This is a genomic window from Pseudomonas sp. OG7 (assembly GCF_014192825.1).
GTDB classification, from domain to species: Bacteria; Pseudomonadota; Gammaproteobacteria; order Pseudomonadales; family Pseudomonadaceae; genus Aquipseudomonas; species Aquipseudomonas monteilii.
The window spans coordinates 918,656-943,737 of the sequence record NZ_JACHYK010000001.1 but is presented as its reverse complement, the minus strand read 5'-3'; the positions used below and the strand labels follow the sequence as shown (position 1 = coordinate 943,737).

At 60.8% G+C, this 25,082-nt stretch carries 21 protein-coding genes and 2 tRNA genes; 6 read left to right on the top strand and 17 right to left on the bottom strand.

Features of this window, described 5'->3' with window-relative positions:
* The first annotated feature begins 42 nt into the window (after window positions 1-42).
* The 4 genes from pgi (at window position 43) to FHW75_RS04325 (ending at window position 7,767) form a co-directional block, all read left to right on the top strand.
* The gene (gene pgi, locus FHW75_RS04340; protein ID WP_183673191.1) at window positions 43-1,707 is read left to right on the top strand and encodes a glucose-6-phosphate isomerase; all 1,665 of its coding nucleotides are present in this window, start codon (window positions 43-45) and stop codon (window positions 1,705-1,707) included.
* Window positions 1,708-1,905: 198 nt separating this feature from the next.
* Window positions 1,906-3,840 carry an acetate--CoA ligase gene (acs, locus tag FHW75_RS04335; RefSeq protein WP_025754260.1) on the top strand — a complete coding sequence of 645 codons (1,935 nt, stop codon included), beginning with the start codon at window positions 1,906-1,908 and terminating at the stop codon, window positions 3,838-3,840.
* Window positions 3,841-3,882: 42 nt separating this feature from the next.
* A complete protein-coding gene (locus FHW75_RS04330; protein WP_025754261.1) occupies window positions 3,883-4,752 on the top strand; it encodes an oxygenase MpaB family protein in 870 nt (289 codons plus the stop codon).
* A 78-nt stretch (window positions 4,753-4,830) separates the two neighbouring features.
* A complete protein-coding gene (locus FHW75_RS04325) occupies window positions 4,831-7,767 on the top strand; it encodes a DUF748 domain-containing protein (RefSeq protein ID WP_025754262.1) in 2,937 nt (978 codons plus the stop codon).
* Window positions 7,768-7,826: 59 nt separating this feature from the next.
* Here the strand turns inward: FHW75_RS04325 and FHW75_RS04320 are convergent, their stop codons facing one another.
* Entirely contained in the window at window positions 7,827-8,240 is a 414-nt protein-coding gene (locus FHW75_RS04320) for a VOC family protein (RefSeq protein WP_010955354.1), read from the bottom strand.
* Window positions 8,241-8,300: 60 nt separating this feature from the next.
* Between FHW75_RS04320 and FHW75_RS04315 the strand changes: the two genes are divergently transcribed.
* Entirely contained in the window at window positions 8,301-8,603 is a 303-nt protein-coding gene (locus tag FHW75_RS04315) for a putative quinol monooxygenase (RefSeq protein ID WP_183673189.1), read from the top strand.
* Window positions 8,604-8,680: 77 nt separating this feature from the next.
* On the opposite strand, the gene FHW75_RS04310 is transcribed toward FHW75_RS04315, so the two are convergent.
* The 16 genes from FHW75_RS04310 to rlmE all read right to left on the bottom strand — a co-directional run bounded on the left by FHW75_RS04310 (window position 8,681) and on the right by rlmE (window position 24,662).
* A complete protein-coding gene (locus FHW75_RS04310; RefSeq protein WP_016712080.1) occupies window positions 8,681-9,031 on the bottom strand; it encodes a BON domain-containing protein in 351 nt (116 codons plus the stop codon).
* A gap of 262 nt (window positions 9,032-9,293) precedes the next feature.
* Window positions 9,294-11,399 carry a polyribonucleotide nucleotidyltransferase gene (gene pnp, locus FHW75_RS04305; RefSeq protein ID WP_019098153.1) on the bottom strand — a complete coding sequence of 702 codons (2,106 nt, stop codon included), beginning with the start codon at window positions 11,397-11,399 and terminating at the stop codon, window positions 9,294-9,296.
* Between the two features lie 250 nt (window positions 11,400-11,649).
* Complete coding sequence (gene rpsO / locus FHW75_RS04300; RefSeq protein ID WP_003249971.1) at window positions 11,650-11,919, bottom strand: 30S ribosomal protein S15; 270 nt, start codon at window positions 11,917-11,919, stop codon at window positions 11,650-11,652.
* A 147-nt stretch (window positions 11,920-12,066) separates the two neighbouring features.
* Window positions 12,067-12,984 carry a tRNA pseudouridine(55) synthase TruB gene (truB, locus tag FHW75_RS04295; RefSeq protein WP_019098154.1) on the bottom strand — a complete coding sequence of 306 codons (918 nt, stop codon included), beginning with the start codon at window positions 12,982-12,984 and terminating at the stop codon, window positions 12,067-12,069.
* A 3-nt stretch (window positions 12,985-12,987) separates the two neighbouring features.
* Entirely contained in the window at window positions 12,988-13,386 is a 399-nt protein-coding gene (gene rbfA, locus FHW75_RS04290; protein WP_009685351.1) for a 30S ribosome-binding factor RbfA, read from the bottom strand.
* Window positions 13,387-13,504: 118 nt separating this feature from the next.
* Complete coding sequence (infB, locus tag FHW75_RS04285) at window positions 13,505-16,045, bottom strand: translation initiation factor IF-2 (RefSeq protein ID WP_159266611.1); 2,541 nt, start codon at window positions 16,043-16,045, stop codon at window positions 13,505-13,507.
* Between the two features lie 27 nt (window positions 16,046-16,072).
* Window positions 16,073-17,554 (bottom strand): transcription termination factor NusA, encoded by a 1,482-nt coding sequence (gene nusA, locus FHW75_RS04280; protein ID WP_009685349.1) that lies wholly within the window; start codon window positions 17,552-17,554, stop codon window positions 16,073-16,075.
* 59 nt (window positions 17,555-17,613) lie between these two features.
* Window positions 17,614-18,072 (bottom strand): ribosome maturation factor RimP, encoded by a 459-nt coding sequence (rimP, locus tag FHW75_RS04275; protein ID WP_009685348.1) that lies wholly within the window; start codon window positions 18,070-18,072, stop codon window positions 17,614-17,616.
* Window positions 18,073-18,202: 130 nt separating this feature from the next.
* A tRNA-Met gene (locus FHW75_RS04270) sits at window positions 18,203-18,279 on the bottom strand.
* A 100-nt stretch (window positions 18,280-18,379) separates the two neighbouring features.
* A tRNA-Leu gene (locus tag FHW75_RS04265) sits at window positions 18,380-18,465 on the bottom strand.
* Between the two features lie 21 nt (window positions 18,466-18,486).
* Window positions 18,487-18,885 carry a preprotein translocase subunit SecG gene (secG, locus tag FHW75_RS04260; protein WP_016712084.1) on the bottom strand — a complete coding sequence of 133 codons (399 nt, stop codon included), beginning with the start codon at window positions 18,883-18,885 and terminating at the stop codon, window positions 18,487-18,489.
* 4 nt (window positions 18,886-18,889) lie between these two features.
* Entirely contained in the window at window positions 18,890-19,645 is a 756-nt protein-coding gene (gene tpiA, locus FHW75_RS04255) for a triose-phosphate isomerase (RefSeq protein WP_016712085.1), read from the bottom strand.
* Window positions 19,646-19,710: 65 nt separating this feature from the next.
* The gene (glmM, locus tag FHW75_RS04250; protein WP_016712086.1) at window positions 19,711-21,051 is read right to left on the bottom strand and encodes a phosphoglucosamine mutase; all 1,341 of its coding nucleotides are present in this window, start codon (window positions 21,049-21,051) and stop codon (window positions 19,711-19,713) included.
* Between the two features lie 16 nt (window positions 21,052-21,067).
* Window positions 21,068-21,919, bottom strand: a complete 852-nt coding sequence (gene folP, locus FHW75_RS04245; RefSeq protein ID WP_019098157.1) for a dihydropteroate synthase — start codon at window positions 21,917-21,919, stop codon at window positions 21,068-21,070.
* A gap of 8 nt (window positions 21,920-21,927) precedes the next feature.
* A complete protein-coding gene (gene ftsH / locus FHW75_RS04240; protein WP_016712088.1) occupies window positions 21,928-23,832 on the bottom strand; it encodes an ATP-dependent zinc metalloprotease FtsH in 1,905 nt (634 codons plus the stop codon).
* A 203-nt stretch (window positions 23,833-24,035) separates the two neighbouring features.
* Window positions 24,036-24,662, bottom strand: coding sequence for a 23S rRNA (uridine(2552)-2'-O)-methyltransferase RlmE (gene rlmE / locus FHW75_RS04235; protein ID WP_012274251.1), 627 nt, complete (start codon window positions 24,660-24,662; stop codon window positions 24,036-24,038).
* A 102-nt stretch (window positions 24,663-24,764) separates the two neighbouring features.
* Here rlmE and yhbY point away from each other — a divergent pair, with 102 nt between their 5' ends.
* Complete coding sequence (gene yhbY / locus FHW75_RS04230; RefSeq protein ID WP_003249945.1) at window positions 24,765-25,073, top strand: ribosome assembly RNA-binding protein YhbY; 309 nt, start codon at window positions 24,765-24,767, stop codon at window positions 25,071-25,073.
* Window positions 25,074-25,082 lie beyond the last annotated feature (9 nt).

The following is a 25,082-nucleotide window of genomic DNA, read 5'->3' as shown; positions in this document are numbered from 1 at the left end:
CCGTGTCCAAGGCATCACCACGCACCAAGGGAACCCCGCGCAATGGCGTATTACCGTACACCCCACGATGTGACGGCCCTGCCCGCCTGGCAGGCGCTTCAGCAACACCGCGACGCCATGCAAGGTTTCAGCATGCGCGAAGCCTTTGCCGCCGATGCCAAACGCTTCGACCAGTTCTCCCTGAGCTGCTGCGGCCTGTTCCTGGACTACTCGAAAAACCTGATCACCGAACAAAGCCGCGACCTGCTGGTCAACCTGGCCAACGAAGTGGGCCTGCAAGACGCCATCAAGTCGATGTTCGGCGGCGAAATCGTCAACGCCTCCGAAGGCCGCCCCGTGCTGCACACTGCACTGCGCCGGCCAGTGGGCGACAAGCTCAGCGTCAACGGCGTGAACGTCATGCCGGAAGTACACAAGGTGCTCAACCAGATCACCGAGCTGGTGGGGCGCATCCACGACGGCCTGTGGCGCGGCTACAGCGAAAAGCCGATCACCGACGTGGTCAACATCGGCATCGGCGGCTCGTTCCTCGGCCCCGAACTGGTGTCCGAAGCACTGCTGCCGTACGCCCAACGCGGCGTGCGCTGCCACTACCTGGCGAACATCGACGGCAGTGAGTTCCACGAGCTGTCGGCCAACCTGCGTGCCGAAACCACCCTGTTCATTGTCTCGTCGAAGTCGTTCAATACCCTCGAGACCCTGAAAAACGCCATGGCCGCGCGTACCTGGTACCTGGCCCAGGGCGGCTCGGAAGCCGAGCTGTACCGCCACTTCATCGCCGTTTCCAGCAACAAGGCTGCCGCCGTGGCCTTTGGTATCCGCGAAGAGAACATCTTCCCGATGTGGGACTGGGTAGGCGGGCGTTACTCGCTGTGGTCGGCCATCGGCCTGCCAATCGCTCTGGCTATCGGCATGGCCAACTTCAAGGAGTTGCTGTCGGGTGCCTACACCATGGACCAGCACTTCCAGACCGCGCCGTTCGACAAGAACATGCCAGTGCTGCTGGCCCTGCTAGGCGTGTGGTACGGCAACTTCTGGGGCGCCAACAGCCATGCGATCCTGCCGTACGACCACTACCTGCGTAACATCACCAAACACCTGCAGCAGCTGGACATGGAGTCCAACGGCAAGAGCGTGCTGCAGGACGGCACCCCGGTGAAAGTTGATACCGGCCCGGTGATCTGGGGCGGCGTCGGCTGTAACGGCCAGCACGCCTACCACCAGTTGCTGCACCAGGGCACCCAGCTGATTCCGGCAGACTTCATCGTGCCGGTGGTGAGCTTCAACCCGGTGGCCGACCATCACCAGTGGCTGTACGCCAACTGCCTGTCGCAGAGCCAGGCGCTGATGCTGGGCAAAACCCGCGAAGAAGCCGAAGCCGAGTTGCGCAGCAAAGGCCTGAACGAAGCGGACATCGAAAAGCTGGCCCCGCACAAGGTGATCCCGGGCAACCGCCCGAGCAACACCTTGGTCGTGGAGCGCATCAGCCCTCGCCGCCTGGGTGCGCTGGTGGCGATGTACGAGCACAAGGTGTTCGTGCAGAGCATGATTTGGGGTATCAACGCGTTCGACCAGTGGGGCGTAGAGCTGGGCAAAGAGCTGGGCAAAGGCGTTTACCAGCGCCTGGTCGGCAGCCTGGAAGACAGCGCCGAAGATGGCTCTACCCAAGGCCTGATCAACTACTTCCGCGGCCGTCACCGCGGTTGATCTGATTCCTTCGCTGGCCTCTTCGCGGGCTCGCCCGCTCCCACAGGGACAACACAGCCTTCAACGACTGTGCAGTACCTGTGGGAGCGGGCAAGCCCGCGAAGAGGCCGGCACAGGTTGAACACCTCTCCCAGCTACACTGTCCTATCGAATAGCCGTTGCTGTCCATCGCCCCTTACAAGAGCAGGACCACCCGCCATGTTCGATATCAAGCAGTATCCCCAGGCCCTGGCCGTCAGCCAGTCTGCCGCCCTCACTCCCGACGAATACCGCCGCCTCTACCGCCAGTCGGTCGATGACCCCGATACCTTCTGGGCCGAACAGGCCAAGCGCCTGGACTGGATCAAACCTTGGTCCAGCGTGCAGCAATGCGACCTGCAAACCGGCAAGGCCCGTTGGTTCGACGGTGCCCAACTCAATGTCAGCTACAACTGTATTGATCGCCACCTGTCCCAGCGTGGCGAGCAGACCGCACTGCTGTGGGAAGGTGACGACCCGAAAGACGCCAAAGCGATCACCTACCGCGAACTGCACCGCCAGGTCTGCCGCCTGGCCAATGCCCTGAAGGCACACGGGGTAAAGAAAGGCGACCGGGTATGCATCTACATGCCGATGATTCCCGAGGCCGCCTTCGCCATGCTGGCCTGCACCCGCATAGGCGCCATCCACTCGGTGGTGTTCGGCGGTTTCTCCCCCGATGCCCTGCGTGACCGTATTCTCGATGCCGACTGCCGCACCGTGATCACCGCCGATGAAGGTGTGCGTGGCGGCAAGCGCATCCCGCTGAAACAGAACGTCGACAAGGCCCTCGCCAGTTGCCCTGCCGTCAGCAGCGTATTCGTGGTGCGCCGCACCGGTGGCGATATTGCCTGGGTCGAGGGCCGTGACCTTTGGTACCACGAGGCAACAGAAAATGCCGGCAACGACTGCGCTCCCGAGCCGATGGATGCCGAAGACCCGCTGTTCATCCTCTACACCTCTGGCAGCACCGGCAAACCCAAGGGCGTGCTGCACACCACCGCTGGTTACCTGCTACAGGCGACGATGACCTTCAAGGTGGTGTTCGACTACCGTGACGGCGAGGTGTTCTGGTGCACCGCCGACGTCGGCTGGGTCACCGGCCACAGCTACATCGTCTACGGCCCACTGGCCAATGGCGCGATTTCGCTGATGTTCGAAGGCGTGCCCAACTACCCGGACACCTCACGCTTCTGGCAGGTGGTGGACAAGCATCAGGTGAACATCTTCTACACCGCCCCGACCGCCCTGCGCGCACTGATGCGCGAGGGCTCGGCGCCACTGCAGAGCACTTCGCGCAAAAGCTTGCGCCTGCTGGGCAGCGTCGGCGAGCCGATCAACCCCGAAGCCTGGGAATGGTATTTCGAGGAAGTCGGGCAAAAGCGCTGCCCCATCGTCGACACCTGGTGGCAGACCGAAACCGGCGGCATCATGCTTACCCCGCTTCCCGGCTCCCAGTCACTCAAGCCCGGCTGCGCGACCCAGCCCATGTTCGGCGTGCAACCGGTACTGCTGGACGAAAAGGGCAAGCTGATCGAAGGCCCCGGCGCCGGCCTGCTGGTGATCAAGGCCAGCTGGCCTGGGCAGATTCGCAGCGTGTATGGCGACCACCAGCGCATGGTGGATACCTACTTCAAGCCCATGCCCGGCTATTACTTCACCGGCGACGGTGCCCGCCGCGATGCCGACGGCGACTACTGGATTACCGGCCGCATCGACGATGTGATCAATGTCTCGGGCCACCGCATCGGCACCGCCGAAGTGGAAAGCGCACTGGTGCTGCATGACAGCGTCGCCGAAGCGGCAGTGGTCGGATACCCCCACGACCTCAAAGGCCAAGGCGTCTACGCCTTCGTCACGCCTATGAATGGCGTGACGCCAGACGACACGCTGAAGGTCGAACTGCTGGCCCTCGTCAGCAAGGAAATCGGCAGTTTTGCCAAGCCCGAGCTGATCCAGTGGGCCCCGGCTCTGCCCAAGACACGCTCAGGCAAGATCATGCGGCGTATACTGCGCAAAATCGCCTGCAACGAGCTGGACAACCTGGGTGACACCTCTACCCTGGCCGACCCCAGCGTAGTCCAAGGCCTGATCGACAAACGCCTCAACCAGTAACCGGCGGCCGCTGCTCATGGCCGCCCTGCACCGCAGGTCGCCATGGAAGCCCTTCGTCGCCGTATCGAAACCCAGGTCATGAGCCTCACCGGGCTGGCCCTAGGCCAGCTCGACCTGGAAACGCCCAAGGGCGACCCCGGCCTGTTCGGCCCTCACAGCATCAGTTGGCAAGTGCATGGCGACTTCCCGAGCATGCTTGTCGGCGGCATCAGTGCACTCATGCTGCAGTTACTGCACCCGCTGGCCCTGGCCGGTGTGTGGGACCACTCCAATTTCCGTGAGGACCTGATCGGCCGCTTGCGCCGTACCAGCCAGTTTATTTCCGGCACCACCTTCGGTTCCACGCGCGATGCCGAATGGCTGATCGACAAAGTGCGCACCATTCACCTACAGGTCACCGGCACTGCGCCGGATGGCCGCCCTTATGCGGCCAGCGACCCCGACCTGCTGACCTGGGTTCATGTGGCAGAGGTCAGCAGCTTCCTCGCTGCCCACTTGCGCTACCGCAACCCGCAGCTGTCGCGCGCCGAGCAAGATGCCTACTACGCCGAAATCGCCCTGATTGCCGAGCGCCTTGGCGCCCGTGACGTGCCACGTTCGTGCCAGCAGATCGAAGACTACCTGCTGCGCATGCGTGCGCAGTTGCGCTGCGACAGCCGCAGCCACGAGGTAGTCGGGATTCTGCTCGATGCCCCGGCCCCCAGCCGCCTGGCACAGCCGGTGGGCAAACTGATGCTGCACGCCGGTATCGACCTGTTGCCGGATTGGGCCCAGACCCTGCTCGGCCTGGAGCACGGGCCCTTGCAGCAGCGCATGATACGCCTGGGCCTGCGACGCACCGCACCGGTATTGCGCTGGGCCATGCGAGACGGTTCGGCGCACCGGGCCAAACGGCGCATGGGCATCGAATAAGGTCAAATGGTCGCCCCTGCGGAACTGATTTAACGTGCCATACTCCAAGCACTCCTGCTTAGACAGACGAAGCGACACATGTACAAAGGATTGACTCGCGCCGCTGGCGCAATCTTGGCCCTGGTGGCCCTCTACAGCCTGCTCGGCTTTCTCATTCTTCCCGGTGTGGCACTGCGCATCGCCAACCAGCAGTTGGCCCAGTACGCGACGGTGCCGGCCCACCTCGAACGGATCGAACTCAACCCCTTCAGCCTGGAGCTGACATTGTGGGGCCTGCAGATCGGCGAGACCGGCAAGGAACAGGTCGGGTTCGAGCGGCTGTACGCCAACCTTTCGCTCGACAGCCTGTGGACCAAAGCGCTGCACCTGGAAGCCGTCGAGCTCGACAAACCGCGTAACGAGGTGCTGTTTGCCAAGGACGGTAGCCTTAACCTGACCGGCCTGTTCAAGCTGCCCGCCAACGAAGCCAAACCAGACGAGCCCCCCAGCGATCCGTTTCCGCTGCGCATCGGTAGTATCAAGCTCATCGACGGCTACCTGCATTTCGAGGATTTGCGCCCCAGCGAGCCGATCGAGTTCCTCTACGACAACATGAACCTGGAGCTGAAAAACCTCAGCACCTTGCCCGACGACAGTGCCGACATGACCTTGGTGGCCAACGGCCCCAATGGCGGGCGCATTGATTGGAACGGGACACTGAGCCTGTCACCGATCGCCTCTGAAGGCACGCTGAAGATCACTGAAGGCAAGATGAAGGCATTCTGGCCGTACGTGCGTGATGCGGTGCCACTGGTGCTGGAAGACGGCGTGGTCAGCCTCGACACGCACTACAAGCTCAACCTCGCCAAACAGACGGAGCTGTTGCTGGAAAACGCCTCCGTGCGCATTGCACCGTTCGCCATCAAGGCGCCGGATGGCCGCCCCTTGGCACGCCTGGCCAGCCTGGAGGTGAGCGAAACCTCCGTTGACCTGGTCAAGCAACAGGTCACCGTAGGCAAAATCCGCAGCGAGAAACTCGAAACCTGGGCTGCGCTGGAAAAAGACGGCCAGCTCGATTGGCAAAAGCTGTTTGCCAGCCAGCCTGCCAAAGCCACGCCGAAGGAAAAGGCAGAGCCGGCAGCCGCCGAGCCGACACCTGAGCAGCAAGCCGCCAAAGAGCCGAGCAAGCCTTGGCAAGTGCTGCTCAAGGACGTGCAATTGCGCAACTACCTGGTGCACCTGGCAGACCGCAGCCAGAAAGAACCGGTAGCCTTGGACATCGGCCCGCTCAACGCCGACCTGCAAGGCTTCGACAGCCTCAACCAGTCGCCCTTCACGCTCAAGCTCGATACGGGCGTAGGCAAGCAAGGCAAGCTGCAGGCGGCCGGCCAGGTCAACCTGGCGCCGGTATGGGCCAAGCTGGACGTAAGCACCCGCGATATCGACCTGCGCGTAGCACAGGCCTATATCAACCCGTTCATCCTGCTGGAACTGCGCAGTGGCATGCTCTCCAGCGACCTCAAGGTCGACCTGAAGAACACCGCACCACTGGCCTTCAATATCACAGGCAAGGCCCAGGTGAACCAACTGCACACCCTCGACACCATCAAGAGCCGCGACTTCGTCAAATGGCAGCAGGTGAACGTCGATGGCTTGTCTTATGTACACGGCGATGCGTTGTCGATTGACAAGGTAACCCTGCTGCAACCCTATGCACGCTTCATCATCAACGAAGACCGCACCACCAACGTCAACGACCTGCTGATCCCGCAACCGGCTGGAACCCCGGCGAAAAGCCAGGCCAAGCCGGCCGCAGCCAGCAGCGACAAGCCGCTGGGTATCCACATCGGCCAGATCGACATCAACGACGGCTCGGCCAACTTCGCCGACCTCTCCCTCACCCCCAACTTCGCCACGGCCATTCAGCAGCTCAATGGCCAGATCGGCACCATCGACAACCGCAAGCCGGTGCCGGCCAAGGTCGACGTGAAGGGCAAGGTCGACCGCTACGCACCGGTCACCATCAAGGGCGCACTCAACCCGTTCAACCCGCTGGCCAGCCTGGATATCGCCACCAGCTTCAAGCGCGTCGAACTGACCACCCTCACGCCCTACTCCGGCAAGTTCGCGGGCTTCCGCATTCGCAAAGGCCGGCTCAACCTCGACCTGCACTACCTGATTACCAACGGCCAGCTCAAGGCCGAGAACAAGGTGGTGGTGGAGCAACTGCAACTGGGTGAAAAAGTCGACAGCCCAGACGCAGTCGACCTGCCGATCCGCCTTGCGGTGGCGTTGCTGAAAGATACCGAGGGCAAGATTTCGATCGAGCTGCCCGTGTCTGGCGACCTCAACAACCCGCAATTCAGTGTGATGCCGATCGTCTGGCAAACCCTGCGCAACCTGGTACTGCGTGCGGCACAGGCGCCGTTCAAGTTCATTGGCGGGCTGATTACCGGCGGTGGCTCGGAAGACCTGGGCAACGTGGCTTTCGCCCCAGGGTCCAGCGAGCTCAGTGGCGATGCCCAGTCGTCCCTGGACAAGCTGGCATCCGCGCTGAAAGAACGCCCGGAACTGCGCCTGGAAATCGAAGGCACCAGCGCCCAGGCCAGCGATGGCCCGCTGATCGCCCAGCAGCGCCTGGAGCGTGAGTACCAGGCCACCTGGTACAAGATCCTGCAGCGCCGGGGCGACAAGGTGCCGGCCAATGCCTCGATGCTGGTGGTGGACGACAGCGATAAACCGGCAATGCTCGAAGGCATTTACCGCACTCGTCTGAAGCAGCAGCCACCTGCCGAATGGGAGCAACTGGGCCGCGACGAACGCACCACCAAGCTGCGCGAGGCAGTGATCAAGTCGTGGGCCGAGAGTACCGCCTTGCTGCGCACGCTGGGCCAGGAGCGGGCCAGCAGTATCAAGGATTACCTGGTGGACAAGGGCAAGCTGGAAGATGACCGGGTGTATTTCATCGATACCAGCCTTGGGCAGCCTGAGAGCGATGGGCGGGTGGTGACGCCAATGCATCTGGATGCTGAATAACCTCTGACAGCAGGTCTGGCCTCTTCGCGGGCGTGCCCGCGAATGGGCCGGCACAGGCATCAGACCAATCGCTGCCCCGACACCGCCGGGTGATACAGCGGCTGCACCTTGTTCCCCGCCGGGTCCAGCAGATGGAAGCTACGCGCCCCGTCACCGTGGTTGAATGGCCGGTCCAGCAGCGTCACACCGTGGGCCTTGAAGTACTGGTACCACGCCTCCAGCTCCTCCACGCTGTCCACAATGAACCCGTAATGGTCCAGCGTCTGCAGCCCGTTGGCCGCCCCTGCCCCACGCCCCAGCGAAAGGTTGTCGTTGCCACAGGTGAGGTACACCAGATCTTCGTTGGCACGGTTCAACACCTCCATACCCAGCACATCGACATAAAAGCGTTCGCACTCTTCCAGGTTGGGTACCAGCAAGGCGATATGGCGCAAGCCATTCAGGCGGCCGGGGCGTGCAGGCAATTCGGACATCGGCGAGACTCCATTTTTGTATACAATTCATTTATGAATTTAAAACAAAAGGAGCGACTTGTGTATAGCCTGTTTATCAAGACCCGTGTGAAGCCCGGTTGCGCCCAGGATTTCCTGACAGCGATCAAGATCAATGCCGCGGCTTCTGTCGCCCACGAGCCAGGCTGCCTGGTATTCGATGTGTCGCAGGACCGACTCGATCCGGAGGTAATCTACCTGTACGAAATCTACCGCGATGATGCAGCCTATGAAGCGCATACCCAGACCGCGCACTTTCGCGACAGCCGGCCAGTGGTGGAGCCGCTGATCGTCGAGCAGGAATGCTTCGAAAGCGATGTAATCGCCCTCAACCCGGGCTACTGAGCGCAAAAGCAAAGCCCCGGCACAGGCCAGGGCTTCGGTAGAAGGTGGCCAAATCCGTTTGGCCGACGGGACATCCCTTATTCGGACTTCAGGCCATCAGCCGAAACGGCCTGGACGCCTTTGATCTTCTTGGCGATGGCGACTGCCATCTCTTTCTGTGCATCGGTAATGGCCACGTCGGACGACAGCGACACGACACCTTTATTGGTCTCGACTTTGATGTCACTGCCTGGCACGCCTTTCTCGGTCATCAGGTCAGCTTTGACCTTGGTGGTGATCCAGGTATCGGAGGTAGCTTCCTTGGCTTTGGTCACCTCACCGGCCGCCAGCGTCATGGGGGCCTGGGTGGACTGTTGGGCGAATGCCGCGTTAGCCATGGTCAGGGTCAGAGCGGTAGCAGTAGCGGCAGCAATGGCGAACTTCTTCATGTGGGTCACTCCTGTTTATCGAAAGGTCTGCGCCGTATGTCCTGGCGGCAGGTATGAAGGTAGGTGCATGTGCTGTGCCAGCTTTATCGCCACCACTTAACCCTTTTAAATCAATTGGTTAGCAAAAAGACATCATTTCCAGTGTCGTGCATTTTGCAACCTGCACGGTAAACCTGCATGCAAGATGCAAGTCCGCAAAAGGTTCCCGCAGCCCATGAAAAAAGGGCCCCGAAGGGCCCTTTTCCTGTTGCATGGCTGTCGCTTAGACGCCCGAGGCCTTAGCCGCGGCTACGTCCTTGATCGACAGCTTGATACGGCCGCGGTTGTCCACGTCCAGTACCAGTACTTCAACTTCCTGGCCTTCTTTCAGGATGTCGGTGACTTTCTCGACGCGAGCATCGCTCAGCATGGAGATGTGCACCAGGCCGTCCTTGCCAGGCAGGATGTTGACGAAGGCGCCGAAGTCGACGATGCGCTCAACCTTGCCGACGTAGATCTTGCCGATTTCGGCCTCGGCGGTGATGCCCAGGATGCGCTGCTTGGCAGCATCTGCAGCTTCCTTGGTTTCGCCGAAGATCTTGATCGAGCCATCGTCTTCGATATCGATCGAAGCCTTGGTCTCTTCGCAGATGGCGCGAATGGTGGCGCCGCCTTTACCGATGACGTCACGGATCTTGTCGGTGTCGATCTTCATCGCGATCATGGTCGGGGCGTTGGCCGACAGCTCGGTACGCGACTGGCCAATGATCTGGTTCATCTGGCCGAGGATGTTCAGGCGCGCTTCCAGGGCCTGGCCCAGGGCGATTTCCATGATCTCTTCGGTGATGCCGTTGATCTTGATGTCCATCTGCAGCGCAGTAACGCCTTTGGCGGTACCGGCTACCTTGAAGTCCATGTCGCCCAGGTGGTCTTCGTCACCGAGGATGTCGGTCAGGACCGCGAACTTGTCGCCTTCCTTGACCAGGCCCATGGCGATACCGGCAACTGGCGCCTTCATCGGCACACCAGCGTCCATCAGGGCCAGGGAAGCACCGCAGACCGAAGCCATGGAGCTGGAACCGTTGGATTCGGTGATTTCCGACACCACGCGGATGGTGTACGGGAACACGTCGGCGGCCGGCAGCATGGCCTGGACCGAACGACGGGCCAGACGGCCGTGGCCGATTTCGCGACGGCCAGCACCGCCCATGCGCCCACACTCACCTACCGAGAACGGTGGGAAGTTGTAGTGCAGCATGAAGGGGTCTTTCTTCTCGCCTTCGAGGGTGTCCAGCAGCTGGGCGTCGCGGGCAGTACCCAGGGTCGCAACGACCAGAGCCTGAGTTTCGCCACGGGTGAACAGTGCCGAACCGTGAGTTTTCGGCAGCACGCCTACTTCGATGTTCAGCGGGCGAACAGTCTTGGTGTCGCGGCCGTCGATACGTGGCTTGCCGTTTACGATGTTTTCGCGAACGGTGCGGTATTCGATTTCGCCGAAGATTTCTTTTACTTCGGAGGCCGTAGGCTGGCCTTCTTCACCCGAGAACTTGGCAACGGCCTGGTCACGCAGCTCACCCAGGCGCGCGTAGCGGTCAGCCTTGACGGTGATGGTGTAGCCCTGCGAAACCGCTTCGCCGAACTCGGCGCGGATGGCGTTGAACAGCTCGGTGTTGGCAACGGCTGGTTTCCAGTCCCAGGTCGGCTTGCCAGCTTCGGCAGCCAGTTCCTTGACAGCCTGGATAACGGCCTGGAATTCGTCGTGGGCGAACAGTACGGCACCCAGCATCTGGTCTTCGGTCAGCTCTTGAGCTTCCGATTCAACCATCAGTACGGCGTCGGAAGTACCGGCTACGACCATGTCCAGGCTCGAAGCAGCCAGTTGCTCGTAAGTCGGGTTCAGCAGGTAGCCGGTGCTTTCGTGGAAGGCAACGCGAGCGGCGCCGATCGGGCCTTCGAACGGAATGCCGGAGATGGCCAGGGCAGCCGAGGTACCGATCATCGCGGCGATGTCCGGGTCGGTCTTCTTGCTGGTGGAAACCACGGTGCAGACGACCTGCACTTCGTTCATGAAGCCTTCCGGGAACAGCGGACGGATCGGACGGTCGATCAGGCGCGAGGTCAGGGTCTCTTTCTCGGAAGGACGGCCTTCACGCTTGAAGAAGCCACCCGGGATCTTGCCGGCGGCGTAGGTCTTTTCCTGGTAGTGAACCGACAGCGGGAAGAAGCCCTTGCCTGGATCAGCCTGTTTGGCGCCTACCACAGTCACCAGCACGGTGACGTCGTTGTCGACGGTAACCAGCACGGCGCCGGTTGCCTGACGGGCAATACGGCCCGTTTCGAGAGTAACGGTCGATTGACCGAACTGGAAAGTCTTGATTACCGGGTTCACGGTTTCCTACCTTTTTCAGTGGCTCTTGGGGGAACTGGTTTCTTGCGAATTCTTGGGCAGAACGGGGAATCGGCCCCATTGACCGTCCAGATACAACACGAGGCTGGGAGCCTGGCACCAAGCGGAAAAACCGCTCAGCATTGCCAGGCTGCCAACCTCGGAGATACGCGTGGCGTGTCCAACGTCAGCGCTGCAAAACAGCCCTGCCGAAGCCTGCGACACGCCATGCACACCACTGACCAGGCCGCTATTAGCGACGCAGGCCCAGGCGACCGATCAGGGCGCTGTAACGAGTGGTGTCTTTGCCCTTCAGGTAGTCCAGCAGCTTACGACGCTGGTTAACCATACGGATCAGACCACGACGGGAGTGGTGGTCTTTATCGTTGGCCTTGAAGTGGCCTTGCAGCTTGTTGATGTTGGCGGTCAGCAGAGCAACCTGCACTTCCGGGCTACCGGTATCGCCGGCGGCTTGCTGGTATTCGGCAACGATCTGAGCTTTTTCTTCAACGCTGAGGGCCATTTGGCTTCTCCTGATAACGGATCCCGCAAGCGGGGTCCAATAGGCCAGGGACAAATCCCTGTATTAATAAAAAAGGTGTGACCGTGCCTACTGACAGCCACCCTTGATGCCGTGGGGTTCGGCTACTGCCTGGCCCCCCGGTTTCGGTCATTCCGACCGAATCAGCCGACGCGGCGCAATGCGCCCGTCTTCGCTCACTTCACCGATACCGATGAAGCGCGCATTGTGATCCTGTACCCGGACCATGCCAAATTGTGGCGCGTCCGGTGCGCGTACCGCCTGCCCATGCAGCCAGTAGAACGCACTGTGTTCGGACAGGCACACCAAAGGCCAGTCCTGCAGGCCGCTGTCCGATGGCATCAGGAAGCGATCGAGCGCTTCGTTGCCACCTTCGGCGTGGGCCTGTTCGAGCGCCTCGAGGGTGACCGTCTGTGCCAGCGCGAAAGGCCCGGCCTGGGTCCTGCGCAGCTCGGCAACATAGGCGCCACAGCCAAGGGCCTCGCCAATATCCTCCACCAGGGTGCGGATATAGGTGCCTTTGCTGCATCCTACGCTCAACCGTGCACGGGTGCCTTCGCACTCGAGCAACTCCAAGCGGTTAATAGTAACAGAACGCGCCTCGCGCTCCACTACCTCTCCTGCACGAGCCAGCTTATACAGTGGCTGGCCGTCACGCTTGAGCGCCGAGTACATCGGCGGTATCTGGCTGATCTGGCCACGAAAACGCGGCAACAGCGCCTCGATGTCGGCGCGACCAACGGTCACGTCGCGGGTCTGCAGTACCTCACCTTCGGCATCGCCGGTGTTGGTAGTCTGCCCCATCTGCATGACGGTTTCGTAGCCCTTGTCGGAATCGAGCAGGTACTGCGAAAACTTGGTCGCTTCACCGAAGCACAGCGGCAGCACGCCGGTTGCCAGCGGGTCGAGGCTACCGGTGTGGCCGGCCTTTTCCGCATTGAGCAGCCAGCGCACCTTTTGCAGGGCGGCATTGGAGGTGAAACCCAGCGGCTTGTCGAGCAGGATGATGCCGCTGACGTTGCGGCGGATACGTTTGACCTGGGCCACCGCTTACTCCTTGGTGTCCGGCTCGTCGGCTTCCTTGTGCATGCGGTCTTCGGCCACTGCACGTTCGATCAGCGCCGACAGGTGGACACCGCGGCTGACGCTTTCATCGAAGTGGAAGTGCAGTTGCGGCACGCTGCGCAGCTGCATCGAGCGGCCCAGGTGCAAACGCAGGAAGCTGGCAGCACTGTTCAACGCCTTCAGCGACTGCTGCACGGCATCTGGCGTTTCCTCGCCCATGACGGTGATGAACACCTTGGCATGGCCCAGGTCACGGCTGACGTCCACGGCGGTGATGGTCACCAGGCCAACACGCGGGTCTTTGACTTCGCGACGGATCAGCTCGGCCAGCTCACGCTGCATCTGATCGCCAATACGTTGGGTACGGCTATATTCTTTGGCCATTCTTGTTACCTGTAACTTAAAGCGGCAAACGCCCGGTCAGACCAATGCCTGACCGGGCGCTACCTGTAGAGGTGCTGAAAACCGCCGCGTAGAGAAGCGGTTTGCAGCCAGCTCACCCTTAGAGGGTACGAGCAACCTGGACTTTCTCGAAGACTTCGATCTTGTCGCCGACCTTGACGTCGTTGTAGCTCTTGACGCCAATACCGCACTCCATGCCGTTACGCACTTCGGCGGCATCGTCCTTGAAGCGACGCAGCGATTCCAGCTCGCCTTCGAAGATCACAACGTCTTCGCGCAGTACGCGGATCGGACGGTTGCGGTACACGGTACCCTCGATGACCATACAGCCAGCGATGGCGCCGAACTTCGGCGAACGGAACACGTCACGTACTTCGGCAACGCCCAGGATGTTCTCGCGAACATCGCTGCCCAGCATACCGGTCAGGGCCTTCTTGACGTCTTCGATGATGTCGTAGATCACGTTGTAGTAACGCATATCCAGACCTTCCTGCTCGACGATCTTGCGCGCGCCGGCATCGGCACGCACGTTGAAGCCGAACAGTACTGCATTCGAAGCCAGCGCCAGGTTGGCATCGCTTTCGGTGATACCACCGACGCCGCCACCAATCACGCGCACCTGAACTTCGTCGTTGCCCAGGCTGCCGAGCGAGCCCTGCAGTGCTTCCAGGGAACCACGCACGTCGGTCTTGAGGACGATGTTGAGGGTCTTCTTCTCTTCCTGACCCATGGTCTCGAAGATGTTTTCCAACTTGCCGGCGTGAGCACGGGCCAGCTTGACCTCGCGGTACTTGCCTTGACGGAACAGGGCAACTTCGCGGGCTTTCTTCTCGTCGGCAACCACGGACAGCTCGTCACCGGCTTCCGGAGTACCGTCCAGGCCGAGGATTTCGACCGGGATCGACGGGCCGGCTTCCTTCACAGGCTTGCCGTTCTCGTCGAGCATGGCGCGCACGCGGCCATAGTTGGAACCACACAGGACCATGTCGCCCTGACGCAGGGTACCGTCCTGAACCAGGATGGTCGCCACCGGGCCGCGACCCTTGTCCAGGCGCGATTCAACGACCACGCCACGACCTGGAGCGGTCGGGGTAGCGGTCAGTTCGAGAATCTCGGCCTGCAGCAGGACGGCTTCGAGCAGTTCGTCGACACCGGTACCCATCTTCGCCGAGACCTTGACGAACGGCGTGTCACCACCCCAGTCCTCGGAGGTAACGCCTTCGACGGCCAGCTCGTTGCGGATGCGATCGAGGTCGGCACCCGGCTTGTCGATCTTGTTCACTGCAACCACCAGCGGAACGCCAGCTGCCTTGGCATGCTGAACCGCTTCGCGGGTTTGCGGCATCACGCCGTCGTCCGCCGCCACCACCAGGATGACGATGTCGGTGGCCTTGGCACCACGGGCACGCATGGCGGTAAACGCGGCGTGGCCAGGGGTGTCGAGGAAGGTGACCATGCCACGGTCGGTTTCCACGTGGTACGCACCGATGTGCTGGGTAATACCACCGGCTTCGCCAGCAGCCACCTTGGCACGACGGATGTAGTCGAGCAGCGAGGTCTTACCGTGGTCAACGTGACCCATCACAGTAACGACCGGTGCACGCGACTCGGTCTGGCCTTCGAACTTGAGCGATTCGGCCAGGGAGTCTTCCAGTGCGGTATCGCTGACCAGGGTGACCTTGTGGCCCAGCTCTTCTGCGATCAGCTGAGCAGTTTCCTGGTCGAGCACCTGGTTGATGGTAACCGGGGTGCCCAGCTTGAACATGAACTTGACGACTTCAGCGCCCTTGACGGACATCTGGTTGGCCAGTTCAGAGACCGTGATGGTCTCGCCGATGGTCACATCACGGATGATGGGGCCAGTCGGGTTCTGGAAGCCATGCTGATTGCGCTTCTTCAGTTTGCTCTTGCCACCGCGGCCACGGCGTACGCCATCGCTTTCTTCATCGGTGGTGCGCGGTGCGGCACGTGGAGTCGGAGCCTTTTCCTTCTCCTTGACCTTGACCTTGATCGACACGCGCGGGGCTTCGCCACGACGCTCGCCGCCACGACGGTCTTCGTCACGGGTACGGCCTTCGTTGCGACGGGCTTCGTCCTTCTTGCGCTCGGCAGCACGGGCTGCGGCGTCTTCGGACGCCGGGGCGTCGGCGACTACCGGGGCCGGAGCAGCGGCAGGCGCCGGCTCAGGCTTGGCGGCTGGCGCAGGTGCGGATACAGCACCTTCGGCGGCCTGACGGCGAGCCTGCTCTTCGTTGCGCTGGCGAACTTCGGCCTCGACCTTGTCGCGAGCGGCATTTTCAGCCGCGCGGCGCTCATCCAGCTCACGCTTCTGCTCAGCCTGAATTTCTTCAGGGCTGCGCTGCACGAATACTTTCTTCTTGCGTACTTCTACGCTGATGCTCTTGCTACCGGCGACACGCAGCGTACTGGTGGTTTTGCGCTGCAAGGTAATCTTGCGCGGTTCTTCCGCCTTGCTTTTGTGGCTGCTCTTCAAATGAGTCAGCAGGGTCTGCTTCTCATTGTCGGTCACTACCTGACCGGCGTCGGTGTGCGGCAGACCTGCCTCACGCATCTGCTGCAGCAGGCGCTCTACCGGTGCCTCGACCTCTTGGGCCAGTTCTTTCACCGTGACTTGCGTCATGCACTTCTCTCCTCAGGCCGCGCCTAATTACTCGAACCAATGGGCTCGGGCGGCCATGATCAACTTGCCGGCACGCTCTTCGTCGATGCCGTCGATGTCGAGCAGATCGTCGATCGACTGCTCGGCCAGGTCTTCGCGGTTAACCACGCCGCGCACCGCCAGTTCAGCCGCCAGGTCCTTGTCCATGCCCTCAAGGGAGAGCAGGTCTTCGGCCGGGTGGGCGTCTGCCAGTTTTTCTTCGGTAGCGATGGCCTTGGTCAACAAACGGTCCTTGGCTCGAGCGCGGAGCTCATTGACGATATCTTCGTCAAAGCCATCGATGTTGAGCATTTCTTCCAACGGTACGTAGGCAATTTCTTCGAGGCTGGTGAAGCCTTCGTCGACCAGCACTTGGGCCAGCTCCTCGTCGACTTCCAGCTCATCGATGAAATTGCGCAGGATGTCACCGGTTTCGGCCTGCTGCTTGGCCTGGATGTCCTTCTCGGTCATCACGTTCAGGGTCCAGCCGGTCAGCTGACTGGCCAGGCGAACGTTCTGACCACCACGGCCAATGGCCTGAGCCAGGTTGTCCTCGGCGACGGCGATGTCCATGGCATGGGCATCTTCATCAACGATGATCGCCGCGACTTCAGCCGGCGACATGGCGTTGATGACGAACTGCGCCGGGTTATCGTCCCACAGGACGATATCCACACGCTCACCACCCAGCTCCCCGGATACGGCCTGGACGCGCGAACCACGCATGCCGATGCAGGCGCCTTGCGGGTCGATGCGCTTGTCCTTGGAGCGGACGGCGATCTTGGCTCGCGAACCCGGATCACGGGAAGCAGCCATGACTTCGATCAGGCCCTCGGCAATTTCCGGCACTTCAATGCGGAAAAGCTCGATCAGCATCTGCGGCGCGGTGCGCGACAGGATCAGCTGTGGGCCACGGTTTTCGGTGCGAATTTCCTTGAGCAGCGCACGCAGGCGCACACCAACACGGAAGGTTTCGCGCGGAATGATGTCTTCGCGGGCCAGCAGGGCCTCGGCGTTGTTGCCCAGGTCAACGATCACGTTGTCGCGGGTAACCTTTTTGACGGTGCCGGAGATGATCTCGCCCACGCGCTCACGGTAAGCATCGACCACCTGCGCACGCTCGGCCTCACGTACCTTCTGCACGATGACCTGCTTGGCGGTCTGGGCGGCGATACGACCGAACTCGATGGACTCGATCTTCTCCTCGATCACGTCACCGACCTTGGCTTCAGGGTGGGTGTCCTTGATCTTGTCCAGCCAGGTCTCGATTGCCGGATCATCAAGATCAGCTTCGTCGACCACGGTCCAGCGACGGAAAGTCTCGTAGCTACCGGTGTGGCGGTTGATTTCCACACGCAGGTCGACTTCGTCTTCAAAACGTTTTTTGGTTGCAGTGGCCAGGGCCACTTCCAGCGCTTCGAAAATGACGCCGGGCGGTACACCTTTTTCGTTGGATACCGATTCAACAACCAGCAGTACTTCTTTGCTCATCGTACGCCTCGCCTTGCGCAAGCCATTGGGACCGGACAGTTCACCGGGCCCGGCACGTCTCAGTCAAAACTGGGAATAATATTGGCCTTGTCGATCGAGTCGATCGGCAACAGGAACTCCTGGTTGTCCACCTGGACCACCACATCCTGCTCCTCCACACCGCGGAGAAGGCCCTGGAAGTTACGACGACCCTCGAAGGGTGAGCGCAGCTTGATCTTCACTTGTTCGCCGGCATGCGAGGCAAACTGTTCCAGAGTGAACAGTGGGCGATCCATGCCTGGAGAAGACACCTCGAGGGTGTACTCACTGCTGATTGGATCTTCCACATCGAGGATTGCGCTGGCCTGACGGCTGACCGCTTCGCAGTCGTCCACCAGGATGCCACCTTCCTTGTCGATGTAGATGCGCAGTACCGAATGCTTACCCTGGGAAACGAACTCGATCCCCCAGCACTGATAGCCCAGACCCTCGACAACCGGGGCCAACAAGGCCTGCAACTGTTCTAGCTTGCTCGACACCTGAACCCCCTCGTGCATGCTGTGCAAATAAAAAATGGGCAAAGCGCCCATCCCTGAAAGCGCCGTTGGACAACGACGCCGAAAACTGTTCGGTTAGCAAAAAGCCCCTGAAAAGGGGCTCCGCTGAAGCTGGTTGCGGGGGCTGGATTTGAACCAACGACCTTCGGGTTATGAGCCCGACGAGCTACCAAGCTGCTCCACCCCGCGACAAAGCTGGGGCAAAAGTATAAGACCGAACCCTGTTGAGGGTCAAATCAGAACCTTCACCTGCAAGAAAGCCCGCTAAAGCGGGCTCTCAAGCTTTAATTGGTACCGAGAAGGGGACTCGAACCCCTACACCCTATGGGCACAACCACCTCAAGGTTGCGTGTCTACCAATTCCACCACCTCGGCAATACTACTACTTGAAACCCGTTACTTCTGCTCTTGTGCCGGAGGAGGTACATCACCCGAGTTGCTGGTGGTTTCACTCTTCTGCTGCTGGAGCACCGGTACATCATCATTAACTGCCGGTTTTTGCGGCTCTTTCACTTCTAGCACTGCTGGATCTGGAAGACCTGCTTGGCTAAGCTGGTGAGCTTGTTGCTTCGCGAAGTATCCTAACCCAAGTGCTGTCAAAAAGAAAGTGGCAGCGAGTATAGCAGTTAATTTACTTAGGAACGTTGCAGAGCCCTGGCTTCCGAACACGGTGTTTGAGGCACCCGCGCCGAAAGATGCACCTGCTTCAGCACCCTTACCCTGTTGCAACAGAACCAGCACTACTAGCGACAGCGCTGCCAACAGATGAAAAACAACGATGACTGTTTCCAGCATTTGTTCAGTTTCCTGCGGCGCGACAAATTGCACCGAATTCGTCTGCGTTCAGGGAAGCCCCACCAATGAGACCCCCATCGATATCCGGCATGCCGAACAGTTCGGCCGCATTGGCCGCCTTCACGCTGCCGCCGTAGAGCAACTGCACCTTCGCAGCCACTTCAGCATCTTCTGCCGCCAGCTGGCCGCGGATGGCGGCATGCACATCCTGGGCCTGCTGAGGCGTGGCCGTCAGGCCAGTGCCGATGGCCCATACAGGCTCATAGGCAATTACTGCATTGGCAAAAGCCTTAACACCGAATGCTTCGATGATGCTGCTTAGTTGACGCCCGACAACTTCAAGCGTCTTGCCAGCCTCGCGCTCTTCAAGGGTTTCCCCGATGCAAAGCACTGGTTTCAAACCTTTGGCCTGCGCTGCTGCAAACTTGCGATTGAGCACTTCGTCGGTTTCACCAATGATCTGGCGACGCTCCGAATGACCAATCAACACCAACTTGCAACCCGCTTCAACCAGCTGCTCGGGAGCAACTTCCCCGGTCAGCGCACCCTGTTCGGGTTGTACAGCAGAATTCTGTGCGCCAACAGTAATTTCTTTACCTGCCAGGCCATCAATCACTTGATTGATGAACAAGGCCGGCGGAAATACCGCGACTTCCACTCCGCTCGGCAAGGCGAGATTACTCAAGCCTTTGGTCAGCTCAGCGACGCTAGCGCGGGTACCGTGCATCTTCCAGTTACCAGCTACCATAGGGCGACGCATGCTTTACCTCGTCGGTCAAAGTGGGCGCAGATCTTACCCAACCAGATCTGCGCTGGCAAGCGCCTTCAGACACAAACTTCGCCGACCAGTTTGGCCAGCGCTTCAGCGTGCATCCGCACCTGGTTTTCGTCCTCGCCCTCGACCATGACCCGAACCAGCGGCTCGGTACCGGATTTGCGCAACAGCACACGACCACGGCCAGCCAACGCCTCGGTCACCTTGGCACTGGCTTCCTTGACAGCCGGGTGCTCCAGCGGGTCGACCTTGCTGGCGCCGAAGCGCACGTTGATCAGCACCTGTGGGCACTTGCGCAGGGCCTGGCGGGCCTGGGCAAGGGTTTCGCCACGGCGCTTGAGCGCCATCAGCACCTGCAGCGCGGCGATGATCGCATCACCGGTAGTGGTGTGGTTGCAGCACACGACGTGGCCGGAGTTTTCACCACCGACCAGCCACTCACGCTCAAGCAGCTCGGCCATGACGTAACGGTCACCGACCTTGGCCCGCACGAACGGGATATCCAGGTCCTTCAGCGCCAGCTCCAGGCCCAGGTTGCTCATCAGCGTGCCCACTACCCCGCCCTGCAGCTTGCCGCGGTCGCGCAGATCCCGGGCGATGATGAACAGCAACTCGTCACCATCGACGATGGCGCCGGTGTGGTCGACCATCAACACGCGATCGCCGTCTCCGTCGAAGGCGATACCGAGGTCGGCATGCCCCACCAGCACGGCGGCCTGCAGCGATTCGATGTGCGTCGAGCCGCAACCTTCGTTGATGTTAAGGCCATCCGGCTGCGCATGCAGCACGGTCACGTCGGCACCCAACTCACGGAACACGCTCGGCGCAACCTTGTAGGTGGCACCGTGGGCGCAATCGACCACCAGCTTGAGGCCTTCAAAGCCAGTACCCGTGGGTACGCTGCTCTTGCAGAACTCGATATAACGGCCGGCAGCGTCGTTGATGCGCGAAACCTTGCCCAACTTGCCCGAGTCGACCACGGTCATCGGCTGGTCGAGCAGCTCTTCGATCATCAGCTCGACTTCGTCTGGCAGCTTGGTGCCCTGGCCCGAGAAGAACTTGATGCCGTTGTCTTCGTGCGGGTTGTGCGAGGCACTGATGACAATGCCAGCCTGGGCATGGAACGTGCGCGTCAGATAGGCGATGGCCGGCGTAGGCATTGGCCCCAGCAGCATGACGTCGGCACCTGCCGCGGCCAGACCGGCTTCGAGTGCAGACTCGAACATGTAGCCGGAGATACGCGTGTCCTTGCCCACCAGCACCCGGCAATGGCCTTGCTTGCGGAAGGCCATGCCGGCCGCCCAACCCAGCTTCAGCATGAAGTCAGGCGTGATCGGGTATTCGCCGACGCGGCCACGAATGCCGTCGGTACCAAAGTATTTTCTGCTCATAGGGACTCCAATGTTCTTATTCGGCGTTTTGTACCGCAGCAATCATGCGCACCACATCGACAGTTTCAGCCACGTCATGGACACGAAGGATGCTCGCCCCCTTGGTCATGGCCAACGCCGCCAGCGCAAGGCTGCCGTACAACCGCTCGCCGACCGGACGTTCCAGCGTCAGGCCGATCATGCTCTTTCGTGAAACGCCCACCAGCAGCGGGCGCCCAAGGCGATAGAGCGCTTCCATGTGCTTGAACAGGCTCAGGTTGTGCGCCAGTGTCTTGGCGAAACCAAAGCCCGGGTCAAGGATGATTCTGTTTGCGTCGATGCCCACCGCCGCACAGGCGGCCATCCGCTGCTCAAGATAGCGCGTAACGTCAGCGGTCACATCATCGTAATGCGGGTCGTCCTGCATGTTACCCGGCTCGCCACGCATGTGCATGAGGCACACCGGCAGGCCGGTATCCGCCGCAGCGTCCAGAGCCCCATCGCGCTCCAGGGCGCGCACGTCATTGATGAGCCCGGCACCGAGACGGGCCGATTCACGGATGACGGCAGGCGTAGAGGTGTCGACCGAGATGACCACATCGAGGCGGCTGTTGATTGCCTCGACCATCGGCGCGACACGCTCCAACTCCTCAGTGACCGATACCGCCCGCGCACCAGGGCGCGTGGACTCGCCACCGATGTCGATCAGCGTGGCGCCGGCGGCGACCATTGCCTCCGCATGGCGCAGAGCCTCGTCACGCTGACTGAAGCGTCCGCCATCGGAAAAGGAATCGGGGGTGATATTGAGAATACCCATGACATGGGTACGCGACAAATCAAGAACCCGGTTGCCGCAAGGCAACCGGGTCGGGTACTGCACTGAGCTCATAGATGCCCTTAGTGTTGAGCTGCTGGGCCGCCGATTGGCGATTCCGGACGGTCATTCTGGGCCGCAGGCGTACCCGAATCCTTGTCATCGTCCCAGTCACGCGGTTCGCGCGGCGTACGCCCAGCCATGATGTCGTCGATCTGATCGGCATCGATGGTCTCATACTTCATCAGCGCTTCGGTCATCGCTTCGAGCTTGTCGCGGTTGTCGACCAGCAGCTGCTTGGCTGTGGCATAGCACTGATCGATGATGCTGCGCACCTCGGAGTCGATCAGCTTGGCAGTCTCGCCAGAAACACTGGCGTGCTGGCTGCCGGCGCTACGACCGAGGAACACCTCACCCTCTTCTTCCGCGTACATCAGCGGCCCGAGCTTCTCGGACAGGCCCCATTTGGTGACCATGTTACGCGCGATCTGGCTGGCACGCATGATGTCGTTGGACGCGCCGGTCGTGACGCCATCGAAGCCCAGGGTCATCTCTTCGGCGATACGGCCACCGTACAGCGAGCAGATCTGGCTGATCAGCGCACGCTTGGACAGGCTGTAGCGGTCCTCTTCCGGCAGGAACATGGTCACACCCAGGGCGCGACCGCGCGGAATGATGGAAACCTTGTAGACCGGGTCGTGCTCAGGCACCAGGCGACCAACAATGGCGTGGCCAGCCTCATGGTAGGCCGTGTTGCGCTTTTCTTTCTCGGACATGACCATGGTCTTGCGCTCGGCGCCCATCATGATCTTGTCCTTGGCCAGCTCGAACTCTTTCATTTCGACCAGGCGCTTGTTGGAGCGTGCGGCAAACAGCGAGGCTTCGTTGACCAGGTTGGCCAGGTCGGCACCGGAGAAACCGGGGGTACCACGGGCAATGACCGCCGGGTTGACGTTTTCGCCGACCGGCACCTTGCGCATGTGCACCTTGAGGATCTGTTCGCGACCGCGGATGTCTGGCAGACCTACCACCACCTGGCGGTCGAAACGGCCAGGACGAAGCAGCGCCGGGTCGAGTACGTCCGGTCGGTTGGTAGCAGCGATGACGATGATGCCATCGTTCATCTCGAAGCCGTCCATCTCTACCAGCAGCTGGTTGAGGGTTTGTTCACGCTCGTCGTGACCACCGCCCATGCCGGCGCCACGGTGGCGACCCACAGCGTCGATCTCGTCGATGAAGATAATGCACGGAGCATGCTTCTTGGCTTGCTCGAACATGTCGCGCACACGGCTGGCACCGACACCTACGAACATTTCCACGAAGTCCGAACCGGAAATTGTGAAGAACGGTACTTTCGCTTCGCCGGCAATTGCCTTGGCCAGCAGGGTCTTACCGGTACCTGGCGGACCAACCATCAGCACACCGCGCGGGATGCGGCCACCCAGACGCTGGAATTTGCCCGGATCACGCAGGAACTCGACCAGCTCGCCAACCTCTTCCTTGGCCTCGTCGCAGCCGGCAACATCGGCCAGCGTAGTCTTGACCTGGTCTTCGGACAGCAGGCGCGCCTTGCTCTTGCCAAAGCTCATCGGCCCACCCTTGCCGCCCGCACCGCCTTGCATCTGGCGCATGAAGAACATGAACACGGCAATGATGACCAGGATCGGGAAGCTCGCCACCAGCAATTGCGTCCAGATGCTCTGCTGCTCAGGCTGCTTGCCTTCGATGATGACGTGGTTATCGACCAGGTCACCGATCAGACCATTGTCGGTAATGGCCGGGCGCACGGTCTTGAAGTTGTCGCCGTCGGCGCGCTTGCCGGTAATGATGTAGCCGTCGACGGTCACACGCTCGACCTTGCCATCCTTGACCTGCTGGATGAAGTCGGAGTAGTTGAGGGTCTGCGGCTCGTTAGGGCTGGAGAAGTTGTTCATCACTGTCACCAGGACAGCTGCGATGATCAACCACAGGATCAGATTCTTTGCCATGTCGTTCAATTCGCTACCCTCTGAGGCCGGCGCACGACGCAGCCGTGCCTCGCATGATATTCATCGCCCTAACTTACTACATTACCCACGCAGCCGCAGGCACCGTCTGTAACCCTTTGTGAAAGCTAGACTACACGAAGTTCGGACAATCCTGACGCAGTGGCCGATTGGAATTAACTATCGGCCACCCCGCTTCACACCTTTCACGCCCCTTTGAAGCCCCTGCCCAACAGGTACTGCTCACGGGAACGGTCCCGCGACGACGACGGCTTGCGCATCTGCACCTTGTCGAACTTGCTGCGCACGTCCTTCAGGTACACGTCAAAACCTTCGCCCTGGAAAATCTTGATCAGGAAGTCGCCGCCGGGCTTGAGCACGCGGGTCGCCAGATCGAGGGCCAGCTCGCAGAGGAACATGGCGCGCGGTATGTCCACCGCAGGCGTACCACTCATATTGGGGGCCATGTCGGAAATCACAAGGTCTACGTGCGAATCACCGACCGCTTCGAGAATGCGCTGCAGGACTTCGTCGTGGGTGAAATCGCCCTGGATGAAGGTCACGTCGGCGATCGAGTCCATTTCCAGGATGTCGGACGCGATCAGCCGGCCCTGACCACCAATCAGACGACTGGTCACCTGCGACCAGCCCCCCGGGGCCGCACCGAGGTCGATTACGCTCATGCCTGGGCGGATCAGGCGGTCCTTTTCCTGGATCTCAAGCAGTTTGTAGCTCGCACGCGAGCGGTAGCCATCCTTCTGCGCCTGCTTCACAAAAGGATCGTTGAAATGCTCTCGCAGCCAGTTTGCGCTGCTTTTGGAACGTTGTACCACGGGGCACCTCGATGATATGCGTCGTGATTGACTGGGCGGAGCCGGTGGCCCTCGGGTAAAATGCCCGTCAATTTTACAGAATCAGACGGAAAGGGTCAGATTATGCCGCTCAATAACGAGCAGAAGAAGCAATACAAGTCCATTGGTCATGACCTGAAGCCGGTCCTGATCGTTGCTGGCAACGGTTTGAATGAAGGCGTCATCGCCGAACTGGAACGCGCGCTGGTCGACCATGAACTGATCAAGGTCGAGATTCGCTCGGAAGACCGCGAAGAACGCGCCGAAACCATTGCCGAGCTGTGCAAGGCTGGCCGTGCCGAGCTGGTGCAGACCATTGGCAAGAAGGCCCTGATCTACCGCAAGAATCCACAGCCGAACAAGCAGCTGTCCAACATCCACCGCTACAAGTAGCGGTGGCTC